This is a genomic window from Streptomyces sp. NPDC004629 (assembly GCF_042873595.1).
Taxonomy (GTDB): domain Bacteria; phylum Actinomycetota; class Actinomycetes; order Streptomycetales; family Streptomycetaceae; genus Streptomyces.
Genome location: NZ_JBIALO010000006.1, coordinates 230544 through 254098, shown reverse-complemented (window position 1 = coordinate 254098; position 23555 = coordinate 230544). Strand labels below are relative to the sequence as shown.

The following is a 23555-nucleotide window of genomic DNA, read 5'->3' as shown; positions in this document are numbered from 1 at the left end:
CCAAACCCATGGGGTAGACGAGAACGACATACCTACCGGTTCCCTCACGAACCGGTCACGCACCCTCGACAGACCAATGTGAGAGGGGTCACCCTGTCATTCATCCACGCGGGGAGGCATGGATGGGCAGGAGCCGCAGAACACTTCCGGAGGAGCTTCTGCTGCTGGCATTGGACCCGACCACGGGTACCACTGCGCAGCCGCAGTCGCTCGACCTCGGTCTGGCCGGAGCACAGCTAGTGGAGCTGGCGCTGGCCGGACGGATAGCCCCAGACGGGGATCGTATCGCCGTGGTGGTGCCACGGCCGACAGGAGATCCGACTCTGGACAGTGCGTTGGAGTTGCTGCGCAGGCGCGGCGCTCCGGTGCGTGCCGTCCACTGGATCGGCGGGCCGCGTCTAGGGCTTCGCCAGACCTACCTCTCGCATCTGGAGCGGTGCGGCATGGTCGCCGCCGTGCCGGGCCAGATGTGCGGGGTGCTGCCGACCACTCGCTATCAGGCGACGGACACCGCCATCAGCCGGGAGATCCGTGCGCGGTTGGACTCCGCGATCCGCACCGGCGTACCGCCGGACCCGCGGACCGCGGCGCTCGCCGCCCTGGCGCACGCGGTCGGCCTCGGCAAGCACCTGTATCCGGGCAACGAGGGACGCTCGTCCCGCTCCCGGCTGCGGGACCTGATCAGGCACGACCCGATGGGCGGCCTCGTGGCGCACGCCGTGATGGACGTCCAGAACGGTGCGGTGGCCCAGCCGCGCCGCGGCCCCGCCGCGGCCGGTCGGCAGCAGGCCGGGCCCGGTGCCCGGCCCGCGGTGGAACCCGCGCGCGGGGTTCCGATGCAGCCGCGCCACGGTTCGATGGCGCGCGCCGTGGTCCACTGAGCCGCAGTTTCCACGGCACCGCGCGCCACCCGGCCGCACGGAGCACCACCGTATGCCGCACCGTCAGTCCCCAGACCCGGTTCGGGAGCCGCTGGTCCGAGCGGGACGGTGAGACCCCGGTCTCGCCGTCCCGCTCGGCCGTCTGTGCCTGAACTGACGCGTACGCGCCGCATATCCACCGTTTGCCAGCGGTAATAAGCACCTTGGTGGCAGTCTGCTCAACAGCAGATACGCAAAGTGCCAGGTACAGGCAGTCAGCCGGAGGTGCACGTCCCGTGGCGTCCAATGTCAATCCCACCGTCAGACGACGCCGGTTGGGCCAGGAGTTGCGCAGGCTCCGCGAGCTCAAGGGCATGACGGCGGAGGAGGTGGCGGAGCGACTGCTGGTGTCGCAGTCGAAGATCAGCCGCTTGGAGAACGGGCGGCGCAGCATCAGCCAGCGGGACGTCCGTGACCTGTGCGGGGTGTACGAGGTCGAGGACCAGCGGATCGTCGACTCGCTGATGGAGATGGCCCGGGACTCGCGACAGCAGGGCTGGTGGCACGCGTTCGGGGACATCCCGTACAGCGTCTACATCGGTCTGGAGACCGACGCGGAGTCGCTGCGGGTGTACGAACCCCAGCTCGTCACGGGCCTGTTGCAGACCCGCGCGTACGCGGAGGCCCTGGTGCAGGGGGCGTTGCCGGAGACGTCGACCGAGGACATCGACAAGCGGGTCCAGGTGCGGATGCGGCGACAGGAACGTATCAGCGCCGAACACAACCCGCTGCGGCTGTGGGTGGTGCTGGACGAGGCCGCGCTGCGCCGGCTCGTCGGCAGCGAACTGGTGATGCGCGAGCAGCTGGAGCATCTGATCGAGATGTCCCATCTGCCCCATGTCACCGTGCAGGTGCTGCCGTTCGAGTGCGGGGCGCATCCCGGGCTCAACGGGCAGTACGCGATCCTGGAGTTCGCGGACGCGGCCGACTCCAGCGTGGTGTACCTGGAGGGGGTCACCAGCGACCTGTACCTGGAGAAGGCGCACGACGTTCAGAAGTACGCGGTGATGTACGAACATCTGCGGGCACAGTCCCTGAATGTGGAGCAATCCCGGCAATTCATCGCGGAGGCGGCGAAGAGTTACGCCCGTTGAGCCTCCCGCCGAGCGGGGCGCCGCATCGTACAGGGGCCCATCGCTGCGGCGGAAGACTCCACTGGAATATGCCATCCAGTCGAGTGAAGGACTCCTCCGCGAGGGGAGGGTGGCGAGTAGCGTCGATCACGCCAATCGGAAGACCGTTGGCGCGAATCGCACGACAGAAACTCGCAACAGGAGTGGACATGGCACTGCTTCAGGGCGCCACGGCGACGTGGACGAAGTCCTCCTATTCCGCAGGGAACGGGGCGTGCGTCGAGGTCAAGTCGCCCGCACCCGAGGGACTCGCCGTACGCGACTCCAAGATTTCCGAAGGACCGGTCCTGGCCTTCCCCGCCGACGCGTGGAACGCCTTCGTGGCGTCGGTCAAGGCGTAGGCAGACCTTTCTGGCCCCGCCGGATTCCGCCGACGACCGCACCATCCACAACCGCACCATCCACAACTGCACCCTTTACAACTGCACAAGCTCGACCCAGAGCCCTCTCGACCAGTTCGCCGTCCTTGCCGAGGGGGCTCGCCCCTTTTCCGGGTCATCCGGTCCGCGCACGGCGCCGACCGCCCGGCGTCACCGGTGTCACCGGTGTCAGCGCACCGGGAACGCCACGTCGCACACCGCGTCCCCGGGTCCCGCCGCGTCCCAGTCCGCGAAGTACACCTCACGGCACGGCCCCGCCGGCTCCAGCCGCCGCGCCGTCAGCCACTCCTCCACCGCCTCGAAGGCGGCGAGGATCTGCGGGTGGGCCACCTGTGCCTTGGTGATCCGGGTGAACGCCAGCCGGGCCGCGGGCTCCACCCGCACCCGTGTCTCCCAGGACCGCCCGCGTCGCGCGGCCCACTCCCGCGCCGCGGCCTCGTCGGCCACCGGCACGCAGGACTCCGCGGGTCCGTCGCTCTCCGTGGACACCTCCGCGTGGTACACGACGAACGGCGGCCCGACGACGCCCCCGCACTCCCGTGCCGCCGCCTCCAGCCGCCCCAGCGACGCCCCGATCCACGCGGGCAACTCGTCCGCCAGCGTGTGCCGGGTCTCGGTGAGCACCACCTGTTCGGGCACCTCCACCGTCCCGACCTCGAACGTCCGGTACATCTCGGAACTCCTCCCCGACAGCCGTCCACGGAGGTACTCGGCGAGCGTCCGCTGCCCGGCCAACCGCGACTCGACGTCCGCCCAGTACGCGGCGAGCCGGTCGGCGGCCTCGGCCCCGTCCGCCTCGACCACCTCGGCGACCCGCGCGAGCGGCATGTCCAACTGCCGCAACATGGCCACGAGACGGGCCCGTTCGACCTGGTCGGCGCGGTAGTAGCGGTAGCCGCTCGCCTCGTCGACGTACGCCGGGGACAGCAGCCCCAGACGGTCGTACAGCCGCAGGGCCTTGGCCGACAGCCGGGACCTGGCGGCGAACACGCCGATGGTGAGCAGCCCTTCGTCCACCACAGCAGCCTCTCCTTCGGCCCGGCTCACCCGTCCTCCGTCACCGGGCGGTCCTTCCGCCCGGTGACAAGGACGCTCAGCCCTGCCCCAGGGGCAAGGTCAACCGCGTGGGCCGCCGCTCAGCCGAACTGGCCCTCGATGGCCGCCACGACCTCCGCCGACTCCGGCTCGGTCTGCGGCGCGAACCGGGCGACGACCGTGCCGTCCCGCCCGATCAGGAACTTCTCGAAGTTCCAGCGGATGTCGCCGCTGTGCCCCTCGGCGTCGGCGAAGCCGGCAAGACGCTCGTACAGCGCGTGCCGTTCCGCCCCGTTCACCTCCACCTTCTCGGTCAGCGGGAAGGTCACGCCGTACGTCGCGGAGCAGAACTCGGCGATCTCCTCGGCGCTGCCGGGCTCCTGCCCGAGGAACTGGTTGCAGGGCACGCCGAGCACGGTGAAGCCCCGCGCCGCGTACCGCTCCTGGAGCCGTTCGAGCCCCGAGTACTGCGGGGTCAGGCCGCACTTGGAGGCCACGTTCACGATGAGCACGGCCTTGCCCGCGTACTGCGGCAGATCCGCGGGGCCGCCCTGGAGGGCATCGATCTCGACGTCGAGCACGGAGCCGTTCTGGTCGGTAGTCGTCATGACGCGATGCTATGCGGAGCCGCGGACCCGGGGGAGCGGCCGGCCACGATGTCGCCGCAGTCGACCGACGGCGCGTCACGGCCCTGCGGCCTCGACGAGCACCTGGCCGACCGCGGTCCGCGAGTACAGCACCGACCGGCCCGCCCGCCGCCGCTCGACCAGTCCCGCCTCCAGCAGCACCTTCAGATGCCGCCCGACCGACCCGAGCCCCTGCCCGGTCACCGCCATCACCTGCGTCGTGCTCATCGGGGAGCCGAGCAGCACCAGCACCTCGGCCCGAGCCGCCCCGAGCAGCGCGCCCAGGCTCGCGGGCACCGCACGGTCCCGTACGTCCGTCAGCACCCCGGCGCAGGGGTAGATCACGGCGTACCGGTCCCGCTCCGCCCAGGACACCCAGCCCGTCTGCACGGTTACCGGCACGAAGACCAACTCCGCGCCGGAGATCTGCCGGGGCGGGTACTCGTGCCGGTTCACCTGGAGCCGGTTCTCGCCGAGCCAGCGCGTGCGCCCTGGCGCGAGCGCGTCCAGCGCCGCCGCCCAGCCGCCCCGGCTCACCTGCGCGGTCCGCGCGACCACATCCGCCTCCAGGACGCGCCGACGCCGGTCCCAGTACGGCCGTACGGTCCTTGTCCAGACGTACTCCAGGAGCGTGGCCGCCCGCTCGGGCAGGTCGTCGCGGTGCAGTGCGGCGGGGACCGGGCCGGCCAGGGACACCCGCAGATCGGCCCGCGCCGCCTCGGGGCGGGCCGCCCGCACCCGCGCCACGCCCTCCGCGAAGGTCTCGCCGTCGCGCGGCGGGGGAGTGAGGAAGTCGGCGTTCCAGCCCTCGACCTCCCGGTCGCCCGGCCGCGCCGGCTCCGGCCGCAGGGACCGCTGCCGGCCGAGGCCGGCCCGCACCAGCAGCGCGGTGACCGGGTCGGCCGCGAGCCGCGCCCGGTACGCGGGCAGATGCGTGCGCAGCCACTCCGCCTCGCCGGGATGCGTCCCCCTTCCCGCGTGCAGCAGTTTCAGGGCGGCGAAGGTCTCGGCGAGCGGGGAGAGCACGAACCGGCTGCCGGCGAGCGTGTCGGCGTTGATCTGCCACCAGCCCACGGCGGTCTCCTCCCGTACGACGTTTCGCGCCAGTGCGAAACAATAACGGCCGCCGCCGACCGCCCCGAGACTCCGCCCATGCCCCACACCAACCCACCCCCAAGCGCCGACTCCGCCGCCCACCCGACCCCGGCCCCTGCGCCTTTCGACGATGCGGCAGCCGACCGCCCACCCGCCGCAAGCACCGGCTCCGCCGTCCACCCGTCTCCGGAGCCTCCACCCGGGGGTCGGCCGGTCCAGGAGCGCCCGTCGCCCGACCGCGCACCCGCCGCAAGCACCGGCTCCGCCGTCCACCCGTCTCCGGAGCCTCCACCCGGGGGCCAGCCGATCCAGGAGCGCCCGTCCCCTGACCGCGCATCCGCGGCAGGCGCTGGCTCCGCCGTCCCCCCGTTTCCGGAGCCTCCACCCGGGGGTCGGTCGGTCCAGGAGCGCCCGTCGCCCGACCGCGCACCCGCCGCAAGCACCGGCTCCGCCGTCCACCCGTCTCCGGAGCCTCCACCCGGGGGTCGGTCGGCCCGGGAGGGTGTGTCCACCGGCCGTCCCTCGTGTGACCGGGCGCCTGTGGAGCGTTCGCTCGGGGGCCGGCCGGGGTACCGGAGCCTCTTCCGTACCCCGGAGTTCGCCCCGCTCTTTGTCGCCACCGCCGCGCACACCGCCGCCCAGACCGTCAGCGGTCTCGCCCTCGGGACGCTCGTGTACCGGGCGACCAACTCGCCGCTGCTGTCCGCCCTGAGCATGTTCGGCCCGTCGCTCGCCCAGGTGCTGGGCGCCACCCTCCTCCTGTCCGGCTCCGACCGGCTGCGCGCACGGGCCGCGCTGACGGGCATCTCCCTGTCCTTCGCGGCCGGCACGGCGGTCCTCGCACTGCCCGGCCTGCCGATCGCCGCGCTCTTCGGCGTCGTCCTCGCCCTCGGCCTCGTCGCCTCCCTCGGCGGCGGCGTGCGCTGGGGACTGCTGAACGAGATCCTGACCAAGGACGGCTATCTGCTGGGGCGTTCGGTGTTCAACATGATGTCCGGCATCATGCAGATCACCGGGTACGCGGCGGGCGGCGTCCTGGTCGCCGTCCTCTCCCCGCGCGCCTCGCTGCTGCTGGCGACCGTCCTCTATCTGACGGCGGCCCTCGTCCTGCGCCTGGGTCTGACCGCGCGCCCGCCCCGCGCGGCCGGCCGCCCCTCGGTCACGGCGACCTGGCGCACCAACGCCGTCCTGTGGTCGGCCCGCCCGCGCCGCCTGACCTACCTGGGCCTGTGGATCCCCAACGGTCTGATCGTCGGCTGCGAGTCCCTCTACGTGTCGTACGCCCCGGACGCCGCGGGCACCCTGTTCGCCTGCGCGGCGCTGGGCATGCTCGCCGGTGATGTGACCGTCGGCCGGCTGCTGCCGGGGCCGGTCAGGACCCGGCTTGCGACACCGCTGCTCGTGCTGCTTGCCGCGCCGTACGCGGTGTTCGCGCTGCGCCCCGCGGTCCCGCTCGCCGCGGTCTGTGTCACCCTCGCCTCCGTCGGCTTCGGCGCGAGCCTGGTCCAGCAGGAGCGGCTGATGGCCCTGACCCCGGACGAACTCAGCGGCCACGCCCTGGGGTTGCACTCGGCGGGCATGCTGACGATGCAGGGCGTGGGCGCCGCGCTGGCCGGCTCGGTGGCCCAACTGACCTCGCCGGCCACCGGGATGACGGCGATGGCGGTGGCTTCGCTCGCGGTCACACTGGCCCTGGCCACGGCCGGGCGCCGCGCCGCCGGAGCCCACGGCGGCCGGGCGTCCCGTACCGCCGCCGACTGACCTTCACCGTCGCGACCGCCACGCACGTGCACGCCCGGACCCCAGGACGCAGCAGAATCAGCCCGGTTCCCCCGATCTGGCGAAACGTTTCTGCATGCCCGCGCACGCCCCGGACCCGACGGCGATCATGGCTCGGGCCGGGCACAGTCCGGCCGTACGGAGCGGGCGCAGGCGCTGCGCCCCGCTCCCCGACGCACCCTTAAAGAGAGGTCACGAGTCATGCGCGCAGAGGCCACCCAGCGAGTCGCCCTCGTCTTCTCCCTGCTGGACGCGAACGGCAACGGAGTCCTGGAGGCCGAGGACTTCACGCTCATGGGCGACCGGGTCGTCGCCGCGGCACCCCGTTCCGGCCAGGCGGCCAAGGACGCCATGCGGGCGGCCTTCGAACGGTACTGGACCACGCTGCTCACCGAGCTGGACGCCAACGGAGACGGCCTGATCAGCTTCGAGGAATACACCGCCTGTGTGCTCTCGCCCGAGCGCTTCGACGCCACGGTCACCGGGTTCGCCCAGGCCCTCGCCGCCCTCGGCGACCCGGACGACGACGGGCTGATCGAACGCCCGGACTTCATGGCCCTGATGACGGCGATCGGCTTCGAACGCGGCAACATCAAGGCCCTCTTCGACGCCTTCGGCCCCACGGCCGGCGACCGGATCCCCGTGCCGACCTGGGTCGAGGGCATCAGGGACTACTACGCCCCGGACAAGGCGGGCATCCCCGGTGACCACTTGGTCGCCGGGGTGGGGGCGGGCACCGGGTCCGCGGCCTGACGCGGCGGCCGGGGTTCGTCATGAGCAGCGCGGAACACATCGTCGGCCTGGCCGTCGGCCGGGGCACGGGCGCGGAGATCGCGGCGGTCTTCGAACGGGTCCTGGACGGGTTCGCCCGGGTCTACGGCAGCGACATCGCGGTGGTGCGCTCGCCGCGCACCTACCACTCGTACCTCTCCCTGCGGGCCCAGTCCGCCGCACGGGACGCCGACGGCATCGAAAAGACCCGCCGGCTGACCCAGGAGGACGCCGACCACTACGAACAGTTCGTCCGCGCACGGGCCGCGGCGGGCAACCGGGTGATCTTCCGTACGGCGATCAACGCCCAGACCCTGTACCTGGTGCGGCAGCGGCTCCGGGCCGTGAAGGTGGACACGCTCGACGCGGGCGGGGCCAGGATGCTGCTGGTCCGGGACCAGGCGCAGGGCTTCTACACCGGTGACAACGAGCACCGGCCCGGACACATCCGGCGGGTCACGGAGTTCAGCCGGGAGATCACCGGCAAGGTCCTGGAGTACGCGCTGCGCCGGGCCTGGCGTGAATGGCCGCACGAAGGGCCGGACCGGATCGTGATGGCGTACAAGTTCCATCTGCTGGACGGTGCGCTGGACGACTGGGCGGCCGAGTTCGCCGACCGCCACGGCGTCGACGTACGGGTCTTCCAGCCGGACACGGTCAACCGGAACCTGATCGCGCACGGCCCGGCCGACCGCACGGTGCTGGTCGCGGGCAACGAGTGGGCCGACATCATGCACGTCGTCCTGCTCGACCGGTTCGGCGCCGGACGCCAGGAGGATCACTGCACCCGCAATGTGCATCTCCACCCCGATGCGCACGGGCTGGTCGAGTACCAGACGGTGCACGGTTCGGCGGACGACCTGGAGGGACGCGACCTGGTCAACCCGGTGGCCACCGTCCGGGCCGCCGCCGCGATCGCCGAGCGGCACGCGCACTGCCCCGGCGCCGGGGCCGCGGCGGAGCGGGCCCTCGCCCGCGTCCGCCGGGACGGCATCCTCACCCCCGACCTCGGCGGGCACCACGGCACGACGGACGTGGTGAACGCCTTCCTCGACGCGCTGGAGTCGGGCGCGCAGGCGAGGGCGGGACAGCCCGTCACCGCCTCACGGCCCACCGGATCATGACGCCGGCGGCGCACCGGGGCACGGCGCTGGTCGTCGTCGACGTGCAGAACGACTTCTGCACCGGCCCGCTCGCGGCCTCCCGTTACCCCGGTGACCCGGCGGCACTGCGGAGTGTCGTCGCCCACACCGTGCGCGCGGTCGCGGCGGCCCGGGACCACGGCACCGAGGTGGTGTTCGTCCGCTTCACCGGTGACCCGGACCACCAGGGAGCCGCCTGGCGGCGCCGGGACGAGCGGCGCGGACGGCCGCCCAAGTGCCTGGAGGGCAGTTGGGGCGCCGAGTTCGCCGCGCCGCTCGAACCGGCGCCCGGCGAGCGGGTGTTCACCAAACGGGCCTGCTTCGACGCCTTCCTCTGCGCCGGCTTCGAGGAACACCTCGCGGGCCGTGGCACCGGACACCTGGCCTTCGCCGGGCTGTTCACCGACGTCTGCGTGGACAGCACGGCCCGTACCGCGTTCCAGAAGGGCTTCCACATCACGGTCCTCGGCGACTGCACCACCGCCCTGCACACCCCCGACGAGCAGATCCTGGGCTTCATGCGGCGCCTCTACGGCGCCCGCATCACCCCGTACGAGCACACCGCCGTATGGACCCGGCACCCCGAAGAGGAGGAGGCATGTCCACAACCGTCCACGAATCCAACGGCGTTGAGCAAGGCGTCGGCCTGACCGCGCTGCTGGTGGCCGCCGCCCGGGCCATCGAGACACACCGGCCCGACGCGCTGGCCCGGGACGAGTACGCCGAGCACTTCGTCCGCGCCGCCCCGGCCTGCGCGGACTGGCCGGTGCGCCCCGACGAAGTACCGGACGGTGACGCCGACCCCCTGTGGGGCAGGCTCGGCCGCTACTTCGGCCTGCGGACCAGGGTGTTCGACGACCATCTCCAGGACCGCGCCGAGACGGGCACCCGCCAGTTTGTCCTGCTCGGCGCCGGCCTCGACACGCGTGCGTACCGGCTGCCGTGGCCGAGCGGCAGCACCGTCTTCGAGATCGACCAGGAGCCCGTACTCGCCTTCAAACAGCACACCCTGGGCTCCCTGGAGGCCGCACCCCGCGCCCGGCGCGTGACGATCGCCGCGGACCTACGACGGGACGAGTGGCCGCACGCCTTGCTCGAAGCGGGCTTCGACCCCGCCCGCCCGACGGCCTGGCTGGCCGAGGGCCTGCTCCTCTACCTCCCGGCGGCCGCCGAACGCCGGCTGATCGCGGCCGTCACCACCCTCAGCGCCCCCGGAAGCTCCCTCGTCTACGAGGTGAAAGAGGGCATCGAGTCGGCCGCGGTCCGCAACTCCGCCACGTACACGGCGGCCCGCGAACGCATCGGCGTCGACCTCCTCGCCCTGTTCGACCCGGACCCCCGCCCGGACTCGGCGACCACCCTCACCCAGCACGGCTGGCACACCACAACCCACACCCCCTTCGACCACACCCACCGCTTCGCCACCAACCTCCACCCAGAACCCCACGACGCCCTGTCCACCAACCGCTGGATCACCACCACCCACCAACCACCCCCGGACACGGCGACGTCCGGCCAGTGAACCGGCCCCCGGTCTCCGTCCGCGCCGGCTCCTCGATGTCCGGCGCGGCCCGCACGACCTGTGCGGTGTCGTGGGTGGCGGTCCACAACACCACATCGGCACCGACGCCCTCGGCGCGCCAGGCACAGCGGAGCACGGCGGCGTGCTGACAGAGTCCGCCGAAGCGTCCATCGCCAGTATTTGGCAGCCGGTCCACTCACGGACCCGCAGGGGGTGCTGCCTGGTGCCGGTAGTCACTGGGAGAGACGCCGTAAGCACGCCGGAAGGCGCGGGTGAAGTCGGCGGCGCGGGGGAAGCCCGAGCGGGCGGCGATGGCGTGTATGGGGGTGACACGCAACGTGGGGTCGGCGAGGGCGCGGCGTGCCAGGATCGTGTCCTCGCCGTGGCTGGTGGTCGCCCGTACGAGGTGGGGCGGTGAGGTGTCGTGGAGAACCAGGCTCGGGGTCGGACTGCTGGATCAGCTTCCGCGTTCGCCGCAGTGTCATCGGTGAGTGTTCCATCGTCCACAGCTGTACGGCTCCCAGCGCCAGGATGCCGTGGAAGATCTTCCGGGCGAGGGCGTGGCGGCCCTCCTGGAGGTTGGCCTGCGCCTTGATCTGGCGGCGGTGACCGGGTTCATCGGCAGACGAAGGATTGCAGGGACTGGCGGAACGTCAAGGATGGGGCCACCGCACCACCCCGAGGCTTCACCTCACTCCCGGAGTCCCGCGGTGGCCACCAGCGCTGAAGGGAAGCTCAGCGACTGTCCAGTTGGTTACAGTCCGACCGGGTTGACGTAGGTGGCCGGGTGGGTGGCGCCGTCCTGCTTGAGGATCTGGCCGCCGAACGGCCACTTCAGGGTGAAGTGCTTCGTCTCGTTCGGCGGGGTGACCAGGAACTTCGCCGGAACGAACTTCTCCTTCTGCGGCGTGGACCTGGCCACCGGGAGCAGGGTGATGCTGAAGTCCACCGTGTCCCCCTGCTCCAGGGTCATCTTCACGGGCTTCTTGGAGGAGCGCGCCAGCGACCAGGTGCCGTCGGTCTTCTGAGCACCGACCATGTCGACGCCGGCGAAGCCGGACAGGGTGCAGGTGCGCTTGCTCTGGTTGGTGAACCAGATGTACGCCTGGGTCTGCTTGGTGGTCTGCCCCATCTCCGGCTTCGCGTCATCCCCCGTGGCGAAGCCGGCCTTCAGGTCGGCGGTGTGGCAGCGGGTCGGCTCGGCCTTGGCGGCGGCCGAGGCCGGGACGGCGGTAGCGGCAGTGCCGGCGACGACGGCGGCCGCAAGGGCCACGGCGGTCAGCTTGCTGTTCATGAAGTTCGGGTTCCCCTCGCATACGAATCGGCGCGCGAGGTCAGTGCGCGCCTACGCACCTGAAGATGTGCAATGCCCGCAAAAGGTTCGGTGCGCCGGGGAACCTTTTCCGACAGCCGGGCTCCCGACCGTGGCCGCGTACGAGAACTCATGCGGTGCAGGCCGTTGCAGCGTCGCGGGGAGGACACCGCAGCGGCCCGCGACCCCGCTCAGCGTCCCGGTCCGGCGAAGCGGGACCGATGGCAGCGTGCGACGTTCGTACGGTGTGTGAGTCCGGAGTGCCGTTGTCCGTGCGGGTCCCACGCAGTGCCCGGCACCCCGGGACGGCCGTGTGCGTGTCCATCCGGGCGCGGGCCTGCCGACACGACAGCCGGACCAGACCAGTGTCCGGGCAGGCGTCGCACGGGCTCACGACCTTCCCCGGCCCTGGACGGCGACCGTCTCGTACCGCATCCGTCTTCGAGCGGGCGGGGCCTCCGAGCCAGGCCGGGGCGTCCGCTTCACCCAGGCCGACACCGCAGAGCCGTCGTACCCGCCTCGGCACACCGGCCCAGCCACGACAGCACCGCCGCCCGGCGGGCGTTCCATGCGCTGACCGCCGATTCGCCCACGAGTCAGGGAAGACGTCGGCCGCCGTTCGGACGGTCAACGCCCTTCCCAGCGGGCAACCGCACGACTGCGGGCCCCAGAGGCGTTCGAGGCGGATCCCGGCGCCTGGCGGAGCCGGCTCCTCAGGGTCCTGGCGGGACCCGGGCGGAGACGGACGAGCAGATCCGCGCGGCGGCAAGCACAGCACTGCCCGGCGGCAAGCACAGCACTGCGCGGCGACCCGCACACCACTGCGCGGCGGCAAGCACAGCACCGCGCGGCGGCAAGCACAGCACTGCCCGGCGGCCTGCACAGCACCGCGAGGCGGCAAGCACAGCACTGCCCGGCGGCCTGCACAGCACCGCGAGGCGGCAAGCACACCACTGCGCGGCGGCCCGCACAGCACTGCCCGGCGGCGACCACAGCACCGCGCGGCGGCCCGCACAGCACTGCCCGGCGGCGACCACAGCACCGCGCGGCGGCGACCACAGCACCGTGCGGCGGCCCGCACAGCACTGCCCGGCGGCGACCACAGCACCGCGCGGCGGCAAGCACACCACTGCGCGGCGGCCTGCACAGCACCGCGCGGCGGCAAGCACAGCACCGCGCGGCGGCAACCACAGCACTGCCCGGCGGCCTGCACAGCACTGCGCGGCGACCCGCACACCACTGCGCGGCGGCAAGCACAGCACCGCGCGGCGGCAAGCACACCACTGCGCGGCGGCCTGCACAGCACCGCGCGGCGGCAAGCACACCACTGCGCGGCGGCCTGCACAGCACCGCGCGGCGGCAAGCACACCACTGCGCGGCGACCCGCACAGCACTGCCCGGCGGCGACCACAGCACCGCGAGGCGGCAAGCACAGCACTGCCCCGCGGCCGGCCAGCGCAGCGCTACGCGCCGACCGGAACCTACGGCATCACCTCGACCACCCGCCCGCTCCGGAAGAAGCGACAGGGCGACGTCCTCGGCCGCGACCTACCCCGCGACCTACCCGAGGACGGACGCCGAGGCGCCCCGTCCGGCCGCCGCCCGGAATCCCCCCGGCCCGAACCCGCGCGCGGCCGACCGGCGGGACCGCCGGGACGCCCCGTTGGGGAGAATGGGGGCGGTTCGGCAACGGCGAGGTGGGAGACGGGTATGGCGGGCGACGGCGGTCCGGTGACACTGCGGGGGATCGCGGAACGGCTCGGACTGCACGTCTCGACGGTTTCCCGGGTCCTCAACGGCCCCTCCGGGGAGCAGGGCCGCGCGGCGTCCGGCGAGACGGCGCGACGGATCCGGGAGCTGGCCGACGAACTCGGCTACCGGCCCAACCCGCACGCCACCAGCCTGCGCACCCGGCGCAGCAACCTGGTCGGGGTGCTCTTCCCGCGGCTGTCGGAGATCGTGGTGGCCACCATCTACGAGGGTGTGGAGGAGGAGGCGACCCTGCGGGGGCTCTCCACCTTCGTCACCAACACCCACGACGATCCCGCGATCCAGCGCGAGCGGATCGGAATGGTCCTGGGCCGCCGGGTGGACGGCCTCATCATCGGCGACGCGCACCTGGACGGGGCCGCGCTGGCCGACCCGGCCCTGGACGGCACGCCCTTCGTGCTCGTCAACCGCCGCACCGACACCGGCCACCCGGCGGTCACCTGCGACGACCAGCTGGGCGGGCGCCGCGTGGCCGAGCATTTCCTGGCCCTGGGCCACCACCGGGTGGCCGTCGTCGCCGGTGAACCCTTCGCCAGCACTGGCACCGACCGCACCACCGGCTTCACCGACCGCTACCGCGAGGCCGGTCTGCCGCTGTCCGCCCACTGGGTGCGGCACTGCCGTTTCGACACGGCCGGCGGACACCGCGCCGCCGTCGAGTTGCTGAGCGGGTCCGACCGGCCGACGGCGATCTTCGCGGTGAACGACCTCGCGGCGATCGGCACCATGGGCGCCGCCCGCGACCTGGGCCTGCGCCTGGGCGAAGACCTCGCGCTGGCCGGGTTCAACGACACTCCGCTCGCCGCCGAACTGCCCGTACCGCTCACCAGCGTCCGCTCTCCCATGGCCGAGCAGGGCAGACGCGCCGTACGGCTGCTGCTGCGCCGTATCGCGGGCGAGCCCGTCGCCTCTGAGGTGCTCAGGCCCGAGCTGGTGGTGCGGGCCTCGTCGGGCCCGCCGATCGGGCCGAGTCTGCGGTGAGCGCGAGAGCGTAGAGCCGCCCGATCACCCGTCAGTTCCGTTCTGTACGAGGTCAGCGGGCGCCGCTGCCCAAACGATTGGCGCAAACGATTGGGTAGAGCATACTGAGCACAGGACACACGTCCGGCTACGGCAATGGGGGTGGGCTTGGTGGGGTGGTTCGGCAAGCTGCGCGGGGCGGCATCAGGTCCTCGCGCGGATTGGGCCGCAGCGCTGCGGGAGGACAGCAGGGAAGCAGAGTTGACGGGGCGTCAGGGCAATGCGGGGGAGGCCGCCGAACGCTACGCGGATCTGGTCGCGCTAGCGGAACGCTTCCTGGGACCGCAAGATGCCAACACACTTGCGCTCCGGCATCAACTGGCCCACTGGACAGGCGAGTCCGGACAACCGGAAGCCGCAGTGCACCTGTTCGGCCGGCTGATGGCCGACCGGGAGCGGATCCAGGGACCACGCCATCGGGACACCGAACTGGCCCGGCATCAACTGGCCCACTGGCACGGCCGGTCGGGCCGGCCCGAGGAAGCCGTCCGCCGATACGAAGCCATGCGCCGGTCCGCCGAGGCGGAGAACCGCACCGAGACGGCGCTCACCCTGCTGTGCGAGGTGGGCTACTGGCAGCAGAAGAGCGGCGACAACGCGGCGGCGCTGCGCGCGTTCTCCCAGATGTTGCAGACCGCCCAACAGGAACTCGGCCCCGGCCACCAGCTCGTCAAGATCGCCCGCCAGCGCTACGCCGAGGTCGCCGGCGGCCTCCCGTTCGGCAACGAGGGCGGCCAGGACGGGCTGCAGGACCTCCTCGCGACGGCCGCCGCGGTCGAAGCCGAAGGAGACTTCCAGCGCGCGGGCCGGATGTACGGGCAGATAGCCGCGCGCTCCGAGGAACTCTACGGCGCGGACAGCTCCCAAACTCTCTCCGCGCGCGTCCAGCAGGCGAAGGCGGCGGTGGCGGCGGAGGACTACGCGACGGCCGTCGACTCCTTCGCAAAAGTGCTCGCCTGCATGGAACTACGGGGCCAGGGGCCGGGCTCGCCGGAATACGACATCCTCCGCGCACAGCGTGACGAACTCGCCCGGATGGCCCGCCGCCCGGCGCTCCGCATCCATGAACAGACCGCGACGCTGTTGGGGGAGACCGTGCAGGCCGCGCCGGAGACGGCATGCGCCGTGCTGGCACGCGAGGCCGGCCCGTCCGGAGCGCCCCGCCTCGCGGTTGTGAACAACGGCGCGGACGACGTGACTTGGCGGGTATGGAACGCGGAGCAGTGGGCGGCCGTGCTGCGGGGCCTTGCCCGGCAGGGGTATGAGGCGACCGCCCTCTGCTTCGCCCGCGGCGACCTGCGGCCGACCCCCGAAGAGGCCTCCGTGTGCGAGCGGTTGGGGCTGCCCGGCGTCTACGTCTCCCGCCTGAGCGACGAGAACGTACAGATCGAGGCGTACGTCTTCCAGAAGGGCGAACCGGTGACGGCACGGGTCGCCGTGGTGAAGGACGAGCAGCCCGCGACCGGTGAACAGGACGCGCGGAAGCGGAGGTCCGCGGGCGCAGCTGATGGCAGGATCGCGGTGCACCCGCAGGCTGCGGCCATCGGGAGCTGGCGGGAGATGGAGCGGGCACGGCCCACCGCCGGGGTGAACCAGCCACCCGCCTTCGGCACGTACGAGGTGCTGGAGTGCGTCGGTGAGGGCGGCTTCGGACGTGTCTACCTGTGCCAGGATCCCGACGGGCTGATGGTCGCGGTCAAGACGCTGCACGCACACCTCGCGGCGGCTCCCCCGATCAAGCAGGGCTTCGCCCACGAGGTGCGGGCGGCCCAGCGGGTCGACGGGCGGTTCACCGTGCCGGTGATCGTCGCGGACACCGACGGTGCGACGCCGTGGATGGCGGTGCCGTACGTGGCCGCCCCCTCCTTGCAGGAACTCGTCGAGCGCTGCGGACGGCTGGAAGCCGACCTGGTACGCACGCTGGGGGCGGGCATCGCCGTCGCCCTGAGCGCCATCCACGCCGAGGGCATCGTGCACCTCGACCTCAAGCCGGCCAACGTCCTGCTGACCGAGGACGGCCCGCGTGTCATCGACTTCGGCATCGCCCAGATCGAACAGCTCACCGAGCCGCGGCGCGGCTTCGCCGGCACCTATGCGTACGCCTCCCCCGAGCAACTGCGCGAGCAGCCCACGTTCACACCGGCCAGCGATGTGTTCTCCCTCGGTACCGTCCTCGCCCGCCTCGCGCTGGGGCGCAGCCCCTGGGGCCAGGACACACCGTCGGTGGTCGCCGCCATCCGGGCCGGTAGACCCGATCTCGCCGGGCTGCCCCGAGACCTCGTGAAGGTGATCCGGTCCTGCCTGCGCCCCGATCCGGAGCGGCGGCCGACGGCCGGTGAGGTGGCCGAGGCACTGGTTCCCGGAGCCGGTGAGGGCGGCATCGAACCGCCGCCGCTGTCGGAGCAGGCGCGGACCCTCGTCGCACAGCACGCCACCGTGCCCGCCACCCGCCACTACCAGACGCTCGCCTACACCCGAGCCCATGCCTCGGAAGACACCACATGGGCCGCACCGCAGCCCTCCGACACCGTCGGCACCACGCACCCCACTGCCGGCCCGGGGACGCTTGACGGGGCGTCCGAACGCACACGCACTACCGAGACCGCAGCCACCACGCAGGCGCGCGACGGTGCCGCTTCCGGCACGGGGTCGCTGGGCGGGGCGTCCGAGCGCACTGCCGAGGCCGCAGCCACCACGCACGGGCACGATGATGCCGCTTCCGGCACGGGGTCGTTGGACGGGGCGGCCGAGGAACTGGGGGCCCGAGTCCTTCGCTGGGAGCGCGGACAGGAGGGGATGTCCATGGCGGAGACGCGCCGCGGCTGCGGCACCTTCCTCAGCGAGGCTCAAGCGCGGCTGGGCGCACGCCACCCACTGACCCTGCGTCTGCGGGTCTCACACGCCATGCTCGGCTGCGACCAGCCCGGCGGAGTACGCAACGCCGAACAGGTGCTGAACGACGCCGCCGTCCACCTCGGCGAAACCCACCCCACCGTACGGGACGCCCGCACGTTGCTGGCGGTACTGAAGTCATCAGGGGTGGGCTGACTCCCGCGCTTCCGGTGGGGCTGTGGTCGGTGTGGAGACCCCCACGGCGGATCTCCGGGCGGGGGAGGCCCCGCAACTGCCAGCAGGCGTTGCGGCGGCGGCACGGCCTCTCCTTCTCTGCTCCGTCGGCCGGTTGGCTGCGCCCTGGAGTACCTTCTCCCTCTGGCAGGCATCCGCCCCACTTGCAGTCGATAAAGACCTTTTTATCCTCATTGGCTGGCTTCAGCCGAATCAGTTGACCCGCCCTATGTGGTAAAAAGCTCCGCTAGCATGATCGTCCAAAATGTTGACGCTCATGGGCGCTCAGCCGGGTGGGGATCGAGGTCAATATGTACTTCTCGATAGATTCAGTTGTCGATCGACTTGTCAGAAAGGGATTTTTGTTCGACCGTGCAGCTGTCGAACTGGACAAAACCATCCAGGGTGCGGATGATGACGAGTTCTCTTCGCTACTGGTGAGGGCCGGGTGCATCCCGGAACGATACAGCCACGACTCTACCGAGGAAAAGCTCTATGCCAAGGCAATGGATTCGATCGTTGCCGAGTCCCTTCGTCGGCTTGGGTATGAAGCCGAAGTGTCGCAAGAAAGGTCCAACTCGGCGGACGTAGTGGCAGAGGGGGGATCACCCGCGCACTCTCTAGTGGCGGATGCCAAGGCGTTCAGGCTTTCTCGTACAGCACTCAATCCTAAGGATTACAAGATTGAGGCGCTAAGCAAGTGGCGGAAGGGTGCTGATTATGCAATTTTGGTCGCCCCTATTGCCGGCTACCCAGAAGGAGAAAGTCGCCTCTACGTGGAGGCTGACCGGTATCAAGTGACGCTGCTCTCATACTCGCATCTCGCCCTGATGATTGACTCAGGGTCAGGGCCGTCTCGGCTTGAGAGTATTTGGATGCGTAGCGTCGACCATAAATCAGTCACCCTTAGTGCTCCGCAATATTGGAGCTCACTGGACAGCGCCTTGCGTCAGGCTCTGTCGTGGGATCAGGTGAACTGGTCGGAGGCAAGGAGAAAATACTTCGAAAGCCTTCTGCTCAATGCAGAGGGAGAACTCGCCTATTTCGACCAGGTGAAAAATGACATCGCGGCCATGGATCGCGAAGAGCTGGTCGATATTGCAGTAGGTGCACTCAAAATTGACAGTAAAATGCGGACCATTCGAGCGCGGGTTGCTAAAACCAGGTCTCTTATGAACGAGATGGAAGATCGAGAGCAGTAGCTGGCTGATGCGTTGCCTCCTTCGGTGCAGCACGACCGAAGGAGGCAACGTGGATCAACGTGATGAGAAGCTGAATTCCGGGATGCTCTCATAAATTCGATCGGCAACTTCGCGGCACGCGGAGTTTACCGTGTCTTGCTGGCTCAGCATCTCGTCCGTGAACTGAGTGAGCCGGGCTTCGACCGCGGAGACGAAAGCCAGAGTTGCTGCCACGTCATCTGGCCAGTTGCGCGCAGCCGCACGATCCAGAGCTTCTTTGATCAGCGCGTCAGTACTGGCTGCATCTTGTACCAGTCCCATTGCGCTTGCCGCTTCACGAGGTCTGGCAACCAAAACGAGAGAGGTGTTGATCGCGGCCGACTTCATCGAACGGGGTCGGTGTGTCCGCTCGATTGTCATGGGCCACAATTGGGTGATCTTTAGCCCGGCCTGCACATAAGCCGCGATGAGTGATGACCAACCGCTGATGGAACTGTGAGCGTAGCAAACGGTAATCACGCCGTCTCGCTTGATAACCCGCCGTGCCTCTCGCAGGACTTGCGTCATCCCTGTACTGAAGTATGTCCAGGCTTCGGTGGGACTTCCCTGGCGCCGAGGAGCTGCGGTCAGCTCCCTGGTTGAGTCAGTTCTGGGCTCGCTGAAAATCTCAGGGAAGCTGCCGATCAGCGCCATCCTTTTGAAGGCATAGATGCAGTCGGCAAGGATGCTGTAGTAGAGATTGTCGTAGTACGGCGGGTCCGTGACGATAGCATCGAAGAAGGCGTCTGGGTAGGCCATTGAGCGGGAGTCGCCGCGGGTGATCCTTTCCTCTTGATCCGCCGGCGTGGGGATTTGTTCTACGCCGGCAGCGATTCGCTCAAGTTTTCCGTAGAGATTCGCTGGCCCGCGCAAGAGTGGGTCAATCTCAACGAAGTCCCATAGCATGGGCATCCCTGGACCGGAGAGGCCGCGTCCCACCTGCTCATTTTGTGAAATCCACATACATAGCCGAGAATTCCAGTCAGCGAGCTGATCGATGAGACCGGAAAGGAAAGCGGCGATCGCTTTTGATTGGGATTCGCCATATTTCTCTTCCCAGGTCTTCTGTCGCTCATTTAGAATCCTGCATAGGCGGGTGGTGACGGCAAGTTGCCGCTCCGTGAATAGGGAAGTGATAGTGTCGTGGCCGTACACGGTGGGATTCGTGATGCCCGACCAGGCCGGAATTTCGACGTCAGGAAGCTGAAGGCCGAGTGCAGCACAGTCTTCTTTGATCATCCGCTCTGCAGCGGTATCAGTAATATAATTTTGCGGCTTCGTCGCGGGAAGGAAGTGCTTTCGCTTATCGAGCTTTGCGATTGCCGTGAGTTTGTCGGCCGAAGCCGTTCGGATCAGCTCGGCCGTTTGCTGTCTGTCGTATTCCTGTCCGCAAAACAGGCAACGTAGAGAGTTTCGCCCGCTCCAGGCCGAGTGGTCGGTTACTGCCTCGGAGGTCGCTTCAACGACGTGGACATCGAATGATTTAGTCTCAAAGTCTGGCTGTTGTACGATGGCGCGTTGCCTACCTGCTTTTTTAGAAAGCCAGGGCCGTTTTTGGAGAGGCATTTCGTTACCGCAGCCAGTGCACGTAGCGGAACGGCTCCAGAAGTAGCAGATAATGTTCTCAGCGTCGCGGGCAGGATAAAGCTCACCGGTCTCAGATTTCAGTTGGTCCAAGACATTCCTTCCCTCCAGCATCAGTAGATGTCGGAGCTGTCGGCCAGCGGACCTGCTGAAATCGAGGAGTGCCTTCGCCGTGAAATAAGCGAGCTGGTTGTTCTCCATCCCGTACATCTTGACGCCCAGGCGTGTGCCTGCAAGCGGGAACGTGGCGCCACCCACGAACGGGTCAAGAACCTTTGATTCTTCTGCTGTTTGATCCGGGTCCAGGGAAGCGGAGATCAGGTCTGCTGCCGTAGAGAACGGGCGGCGAGCCCACCAGGTGAAGACAGTGTGGGGAGAAGAGGCGCGTTGGTACCTTTCGGAGGTGCCCGCTTCGGAGATCGATGCGACATCGAGATACTGTTCAATCGGACGCTTCTGGATCTCCGACACTAACTCTCCTTAGAAGATTTTAATCAATGTAGTGTCCCATATTCCCGTGTGCTCTGACGGAGCCCGACGGCATCGTGGTCCACACGACCATACTGAAGTCGCAGTGTTAGCGGGGCCGGTGGTGGCGTCCCCGCGGGGAGAGCACGCCGGCGAGGGCGCGGAGCGGCTTTGGGCTGGAGCTGCCATGGGGCGAGTGATCACGGCTCCATGGTGGCTGCCTGAAGTCCAAGGCCGTGAAGTTACGGGCTGATGGGTCCTGTCAACAGGATGTCGATGCTGATGGTGGCCTGGTAGTCGTGGCGGTCGACGCGCAAGCCTTCGTAGGCGTAGCGGAACAGGGGCGTTTGACTGCACATGGGCTGATGCGTAGTCAGCAGGCCGGCATGAGGTTGTCCAGGACTGCCCGGCCGATGGCGCCGACGAGGTCGATGGTGGTGTCGGCGATGGCGATCCGCTGGGTTCGCGTTCATCGACCAGCACGACGCCGACGGGGTGGGCACGTACGTGTGCGTGGCCCTGGGCGGCATCATGCCGGTGTTCTCGAACGTGGCACCGCCACGGCTGCACCCGGGCCAGCTGCTGTACCTGATGGACACCGACGTGTTCGAGGTCGGACAGCAGGCGGGTACCAAGCGGCAGGTCCGGAGCAGATCCGGCCATCGTCGTCCGACCAGGTGCCGTTCCCGTCATCGCCGCAGACAGGCTCGTTCACCGACTTCACAGCCGCGCAATGGCCACCGATCACCGTCACTGTGCCCCCATCGGGCATGCTGAAGATCACCATCGGTGCCGCGTGCCTGAACACGAACACGTCTACGTCCACGGCCTGGTGCCGGTGGCGTTCCACGGGCGCGCTGACAGAGACCTCCACGGCCGCGAACTCCGTCTCCACGATCGGCAGCCGCGTCTACGCCAGCCGCACCATTCTCCGCAGGGATCTCACCCCCGGCGCGGCCGTGACGCTCACGCCGCAGTACAACATCAGCTCATACGGCGCCGGGGCCACGTCCGTCAGCGCCGGACAGCTGATCGTCGAGCCGAACGCATGACCGCCGACCTGTATACGGCGGACCTGTCCGCGCAGGCAGAGCACACCTACACGTACCTGTTCTGCGACCTGCGCACAGACACGCTCCTCGCTGAACTGCCGCTCGCATCGGTCTCGTACTCGTTCGAGCTGAACGGCATCGGCCGGCGACCTGGTCACCCGCGTCCGGAACATCGACAAGCGGACGGCCGAGCTGGCCGCCGCCCTCAAGAAGGGAGCCTGACCATGAAGGACACCTCCAAGCGCACCGCGCGTACCGTCTTGCAGACCACCGTGGGTGTCGCCGTGGCGCTGCCCGGGATCGTCGACGCCTCCGGTATCCCGGCCTCCCTGCCGTGGGTGGCGGGCGCCCTGGCGGTCGCCGGCGGTCTCGCCCGGGTGATGGCGCTGCCGTCTGTGCAGCTGCTGCTGCCGTCGTGGCTGCGCACCGACGAGGCGGTACCGAAGGGGGAGGGATGACCGTTCCGGCCGCCGATGTGGCGGTCGAACTGGAGCGGCTGCGCGGCACGGTCACGACTGGGTTCGCGGAGGTCAAGGGTTCGCTGGCGGTGCTGGTCGAGCGGACGGCCCGCACGGATGAGGCGGTGAAGCAGCTGCGCGCGGACACGGACGAGGCGGTCAAGCAGCTCCGCGAGGAGACCGAGACCGCGCTGAAGAAGCGGGACGAGGTCGCCGGTGCCCTGCGCGCTGACATCGAGGCGTTGAAGCAGGGGCGTTGGCCACTCGGCCAGATCGGCGCCCTGGTCGGGGTGGCTGGTGTGGCGACTGGCGCCGCCGCCCTGTTCCTCCGCTGACACCCTGTACACACCATCGCGGCCCCGCTCCTGCTTCAGCAGGGGCGGGGCCGCTTTCGTGCGTTCAGGGGCGGTCATGCCTCCGGCGGGCGGTCGTAGGCGGCGAGCGTCGCCTTCGCCGTTGACGCGTCCTGGAAGACCAGTTCCCACGGTCCGGTGTTCACGTCGAACTCCTTGCCGAAGCCCACCCACTTACCGGTCATCCGACGCCCGGTCGGCTCGACGAGCAGTTGGATCGCGCCGTGGTAGCGGGCGCCGCGGTAATAGCCCTCGCTCGCGGTCTGCTCGGTCCACGTGCCGGTGGCCACGTGCCCGTCGATCTCCAGGTCCATCGTCAGCGGCGAGTTGGGGTTCGTTGAGCCGTTCGGCAGGGAGCGGGCGGTGAGCCGACTGCCGTGTTGCAGGAGCACGACGTAGTGCAAGCCGGTGAACGCGGCGTCCCGGCCGGAGCTGAAGTATTCGTACCGCGACAGCCACACCCCGGAGTAGTTGCGGTGGGCGGCCTGGGGTTCGGGTTGCGGTGTCGTGCTCACCGTGGGGGCGACGGTCCCCGGGGCGGGCTCCATATCGTGGCCCCCGTGGCCGTCCTCGGAGATGCGGGCCATGGGCACGGGGATGGTGAAGCCCAGTGCCTCTATGGGCAGGCCAGTGACGGCCTCCAGGGCGCGGGCGTAGATGGGGCGGGGCGACGTGGTGATGCCGGATTCCCAGCGCTGTACGAGGCGCTTGTTGGCATCGTTGGGCTGTCCGGCGCGGGTGCCGGCGTCGCGGATGGCTCGGGCGAAGTCGTCCTGTGACATGAGCAGGCCCATGCGGGCTGCTCGCAGTGCGCTGTTCGGTGTGGCCATAGGGTTCACGGTAGACCTC

At 69.7% G+C, this 23555-nt stretch carries 21 protein-coding genes; 14 read left to right on the top strand and 7 right to left on the bottom strand.

The window, feature by feature from the left end; translation table 11 throughout:
• The first annotated feature begins 122 nt into the window (after positions 1–122).
• From ACFYTE_RS11675 to ACFYTE_RS11665, 3 genes are all read left to right on the top strand, one after another.
• Positions 123–881, top strand: coding sequence for a GPP34 family phosphoprotein (locus ACFYTE_RS11675; RefSeq protein WP_388708144.1), 759 nt, complete (start codon positions 123–125; stop codon positions 879–881).
• Between the two features lie 275 nt (positions 882–1156).
• Positions 1157–2014: a helix-turn-helix domain-containing protein gene (locus ACFYTE_RS11670; protein ID WP_388708141.1), complete on the top strand. Its 858-nt coding sequence runs from the start codon at positions 1157–1159 to the stop codon at positions 2012–2014.
• A 188-nt stretch (positions 2015–2202) separates the two neighbouring features.
• Complete coding sequence (locus ACFYTE_RS11665; RefSeq protein WP_388708138.1) at positions 2203–2394, top strand: DUF397 domain-containing protein; 192 nt, start codon at positions 2203–2205, stop codon at positions 2392–2394.
• Between the two features lie 207 nt (positions 2395–2601).
• On the opposite strand, the gene ACFYTE_RS11660 is transcribed toward ACFYTE_RS11665, so the two are convergent.
• The 3 genes from ACFYTE_RS11660 to ACFYTE_RS11650 all read right to left on the bottom strand — a co-directional run bounded on the left by ACFYTE_RS11660 (position 2602) and on the right by ACFYTE_RS11650 (position 5168).
• Positions 2602–3450, bottom strand: a complete 849-nt coding sequence (locus ACFYTE_RS11660) for a MerR family transcriptional regulator (protein WP_388708378.1) — start codon at positions 3448–3450, stop codon at positions 2602–2604.
• Positions 3451–3569: 119 nt separating this feature from the next.
• Complete coding sequence (locus ACFYTE_RS11655; RefSeq protein ID WP_388708136.1) at positions 3570–4076, bottom strand: glutathione peroxidase; 507 nt, start codon at positions 4074–4076, stop codon at positions 3570–3572.
• A gap of 75 nt (positions 4077–4151) precedes the next feature.
• Complete coding sequence (locus ACFYTE_RS11650) at positions 4152–5168, bottom strand: ArsR/SmtB family transcription factor (RefSeq protein ID WP_388708133.1); 1017 nt, start codon at positions 5166–5168, stop codon at positions 4152–4154.
• Positions 5169–5729: 561 nt separating this feature from the next.
• On the opposite strand from ACFYTE_RS11650, the gene ACFYTE_RS11645 reads away from it, so the two are divergent.
• The 5 genes from ACFYTE_RS11645 (at position 5730) to ACFYTE_RS11625 (ending at position 10403) form a co-directional block, all read left to right on the top strand.
• The gene (locus ACFYTE_RS11645; RefSeq protein ID WP_388708131.1) at positions 5730–6950 is read left to right on the top strand and encodes an MFS transporter; all 1221 of its coding nucleotides are present in this window, start codon (positions 5730–5732) and stop codon (positions 6948–6950) included.
• Positions 6951–7169: 219 nt separating this feature from the next.
• Entirely contained in the window at positions 7170–7721 is a 552-nt protein-coding gene (locus tag ACFYTE_RS11640; protein WP_388708129.1) for an EF-hand domain-containing protein, read from the top strand.
• A 20-nt stretch (positions 7722–7741) separates the two neighbouring features.
• Positions 7742–8863, top strand: coding sequence for an isocitrate/isopropylmalate family dehydrogenase (locus tag ACFYTE_RS11635; protein WP_388708126.1), 1122 nt, complete (start codon positions 7742–7744; stop codon positions 8861–8863).
• The gene (locus ACFYTE_RS11630; RefSeq protein ID WP_388708123.1) at positions 8860–9531 is read left to right on the top strand and encodes a cysteine hydrolase family protein; all 672 of its coding nucleotides are present in this window, start codon (positions 8860–8862) and stop codon (positions 9529–9531) included. The genes ACFYTE_RS11635 and ACFYTE_RS11630 overlap by 4 nt, the downstream gene beginning before the upstream one ends.
• Positions 9480–10403 carry a class I SAM-dependent methyltransferase gene (locus ACFYTE_RS11625; RefSeq protein WP_388708121.1) on the top strand — a complete coding sequence of 308 codons (924 nt, stop codon included), beginning with the start codon at positions 9480–9482 and terminating at the stop codon, positions 10401–10403. Before ACFYTE_RS11630 ends, ACFYTE_RS11625 begins: the two co-directional genes overlap by 52 nt.
• Positions 10404–10599: 196 nt before the next feature.
• Here ACFYTE_RS11625 and ACFYTE_RS11620 read toward each other — a convergent pair whose 3' ends face one another.
• Both ACFYTE_RS11620 and ACFYTE_RS11615 read right to left on the bottom strand, forming a co-directional pair.
• On the bottom strand, positions 10600–10740 hold the full coding sequence (locus tag ACFYTE_RS11620; RefSeq protein WP_388708119.1) for a helix-turn-helix domain-containing protein: 141 nt from the start codon (positions 10738–10740) through the stop codon (positions 10600–10602).
• Positions 10741–11157: 417 nt separating this feature from the next.
• Positions 11158–11697, bottom strand: a complete 540-nt coding sequence (locus ACFYTE_RS11615) for a DUF4232 domain-containing protein (protein ID WP_388708117.1) — start codon at positions 11695–11697, stop codon at positions 11158–11160.
• A gap of 1728 nt (positions 11698–13425) precedes the next feature.
• Here ACFYTE_RS11615 and ACFYTE_RS11610 point away from each other — a divergent pair.
• The 3 genes from ACFYTE_RS11610 (at position 13426) to ACFYTE_RS11600 (ending at position 18773) form a co-directional block, all read left to right on the top strand.
• Positions 13426–14466: a LacI family DNA-binding transcriptional regulator gene (locus ACFYTE_RS11610; RefSeq protein WP_388708114.1), complete on the top strand. Its 1041-nt coding sequence runs from the start codon at positions 13426–13428 to the stop codon at positions 14464–14466.
• A gap of 240 nt (positions 14467–14706) precedes the next feature.
• Positions 14707–17553 carry a protein kinase gene (locus ACFYTE_RS11605; protein ID WP_388708112.1) on the top strand — a complete coding sequence of 949 codons (2847 nt, stop codon included), beginning with the start codon at positions 14707–14709 and terminating at the stop codon, positions 17551–17553.
• Positions 17554–17864: 311 nt separating this feature from the next.
• Positions 17865–18773, top strand: coding sequence for a HindIII family type II restriction endonuclease (locus tag ACFYTE_RS11600; protein WP_388708109.1), 909 nt, complete (start codon positions 17865–17867; stop codon positions 18771–18773).
• A 54-nt stretch (positions 18774–18827) separates the two neighbouring features.
• Here ACFYTE_RS11600 and ACFYTE_RS11595 read toward each other — a convergent pair whose 3' ends face one another.
• Positions 18828–20846 carry a DUF1156 domain-containing protein gene (locus ACFYTE_RS11595; RefSeq protein WP_388708106.1) on the bottom strand — a complete coding sequence of 673 codons (2019 nt, stop codon included), beginning with the start codon at positions 20844–20846 and terminating at the stop codon, positions 18828–18830.
• A 767-nt stretch (positions 20847–21613) separates the two neighbouring features.
• On the opposite strand from ACFYTE_RS11595, the gene ACFYTE_RS11590 reads away from it, so the two are divergent.
• The 3 genes from ACFYTE_RS11590 to ACFYTE_RS11580 all read left to right on the top strand — a co-directional run bounded on the left by ACFYTE_RS11590 (position 21614) and on the right by ACFYTE_RS11580 (position 22688).
• Complete coding sequence (locus ACFYTE_RS11590) at positions 21614–21895, top strand: hypothetical protein (RefSeq protein ID WP_388708104.1); 282 nt, start codon at positions 21614–21616, stop codon at positions 21893–21895.
• Positions 21896–22119: 224 nt separating this feature from the next.
• On the top strand, positions 22120–22353 hold the full coding sequence (locus ACFYTE_RS11585) for a hypothetical protein (protein ID WP_388708376.1): 234 nt from the start codon (positions 22120–22122) through the stop codon (positions 22351–22353).
• Entirely contained in the window at positions 22350–22688 is a 339-nt protein-coding gene (locus ACFYTE_RS11580) for a hypothetical protein (RefSeq protein ID WP_388708101.1), read from the top strand. Before ACFYTE_RS11585 ends, ACFYTE_RS11580 begins: the two co-directional genes overlap by 4 nt.
• Positions 22689–22762: 74 nt before the next feature.
• On the opposite strand, the gene ACFYTE_RS11575 is transcribed toward ACFYTE_RS11580, so the two are convergent.
• Entirely contained in the window at positions 22763–23536 is a 774-nt protein-coding gene (locus tag ACFYTE_RS11575) for an XRE family transcriptional regulator (RefSeq protein WP_388708100.1), read from the bottom strand.
• Between the last annotated feature and the right edge of the window lie 19 nt (positions 23537–23555).

What these genes read in the sequence shown, in the direction of transcription:
- ACFYTE_RS11665 (WP_388708138.1), top strand. Translation starts at nt 2,203, where the DNA reads ATGGCACTGCTTCAGGGCGCCACGGCGACGTGGACGAAGTCCTCCTAT.
- ACFYTE_RS11635 (WP_388708126.1), top strand. Translation starts at nt 7,742, where the DNA reads ATGAGCAGCGCGGAACACATCGTCGGCCTGGCCGTCGGCCGGGGCACG.
- ACFYTE_RS11675 (WP_388708144.1), top strand. Translation starts at nt 123, where the DNA reads ATGGGCAGGAGCCGCAGAACACTTCCGGAGGAGCTTCTGCTGCTGGCA.
- ACFYTE_RS11625 (WP_388708121.1), top strand. Translation starts at nt 9,480, where the DNA reads ATGTCCACAACCGTCCACGAATCCAACGGCGTTGAGCAAGGCGTCGGC.
- ACFYTE_RS11640 (WP_388708129.1), top strand. Translation starts at nt 7,170, where the DNA reads ATGCGCGCAGAGGCCACCCAGCGAGTCGCCCTCGTCTTCTCCCTGCTG.
- ACFYTE_RS11580 (WP_388708101.1), top strand. Translation starts at nt 22,350, where the DNA reads ATGACCGTTCCGGCCGCCGATGTGGCGGTCGAACTGGAGCGGCTGCGC.
- ACFYTE_RS11585 (WP_388708376.1), top strand. Translation starts at nt 22,120, where the DNA reads ATGAAGGACACCTCCAAGCGCACCGCGCGTACCGTCTTGCAGACCACC.
- ACFYTE_RS11655 (WP_388708136.1), bottom strand. Translation starts at nt 4,076, where the DNA reads ATGACGACTACCGACCAGAACGGCTCCGTGCTCGACGTCGAGATCGAT.
- ACFYTE_RS11610 (WP_388708114.1), top strand. Translation starts at nt 13,426, where the DNA reads ATGGCGGGCGACGGCGGTCCGGTGACACTGCGGGGGATCGCGGAACGG.
- ACFYTE_RS11575 (WP_388708100.1), bottom strand. Translation starts at nt 23,536, where the DNA reads ATGGCCACACCGAACAGCGCACTGCGAGCAGCCCGCATGGGCCTGCTC.
- ACFYTE_RS11615 (WP_388708117.1), bottom strand. Translation starts at nt 11,697, where the DNA reads ATGAACAGCAAGCTGACCGCCGTGGCCCTTGCGGCCGCCGTCGTCGCC.
- ACFYTE_RS11590 (WP_388708104.1), top strand. Translation starts at nt 21,614, where the DNA reads ATGCTGAAGATCACCATCGGTGCCGCGTGCCTGAACACGAACACGTCT.
- ACFYTE_RS11630 (WP_388708123.1), top strand. Translation starts at nt 8,860, where the DNA reads ATGACGCCGGCGGCGCACCGGGGCACGGCGCTGGTCGTCGTCGACGTG.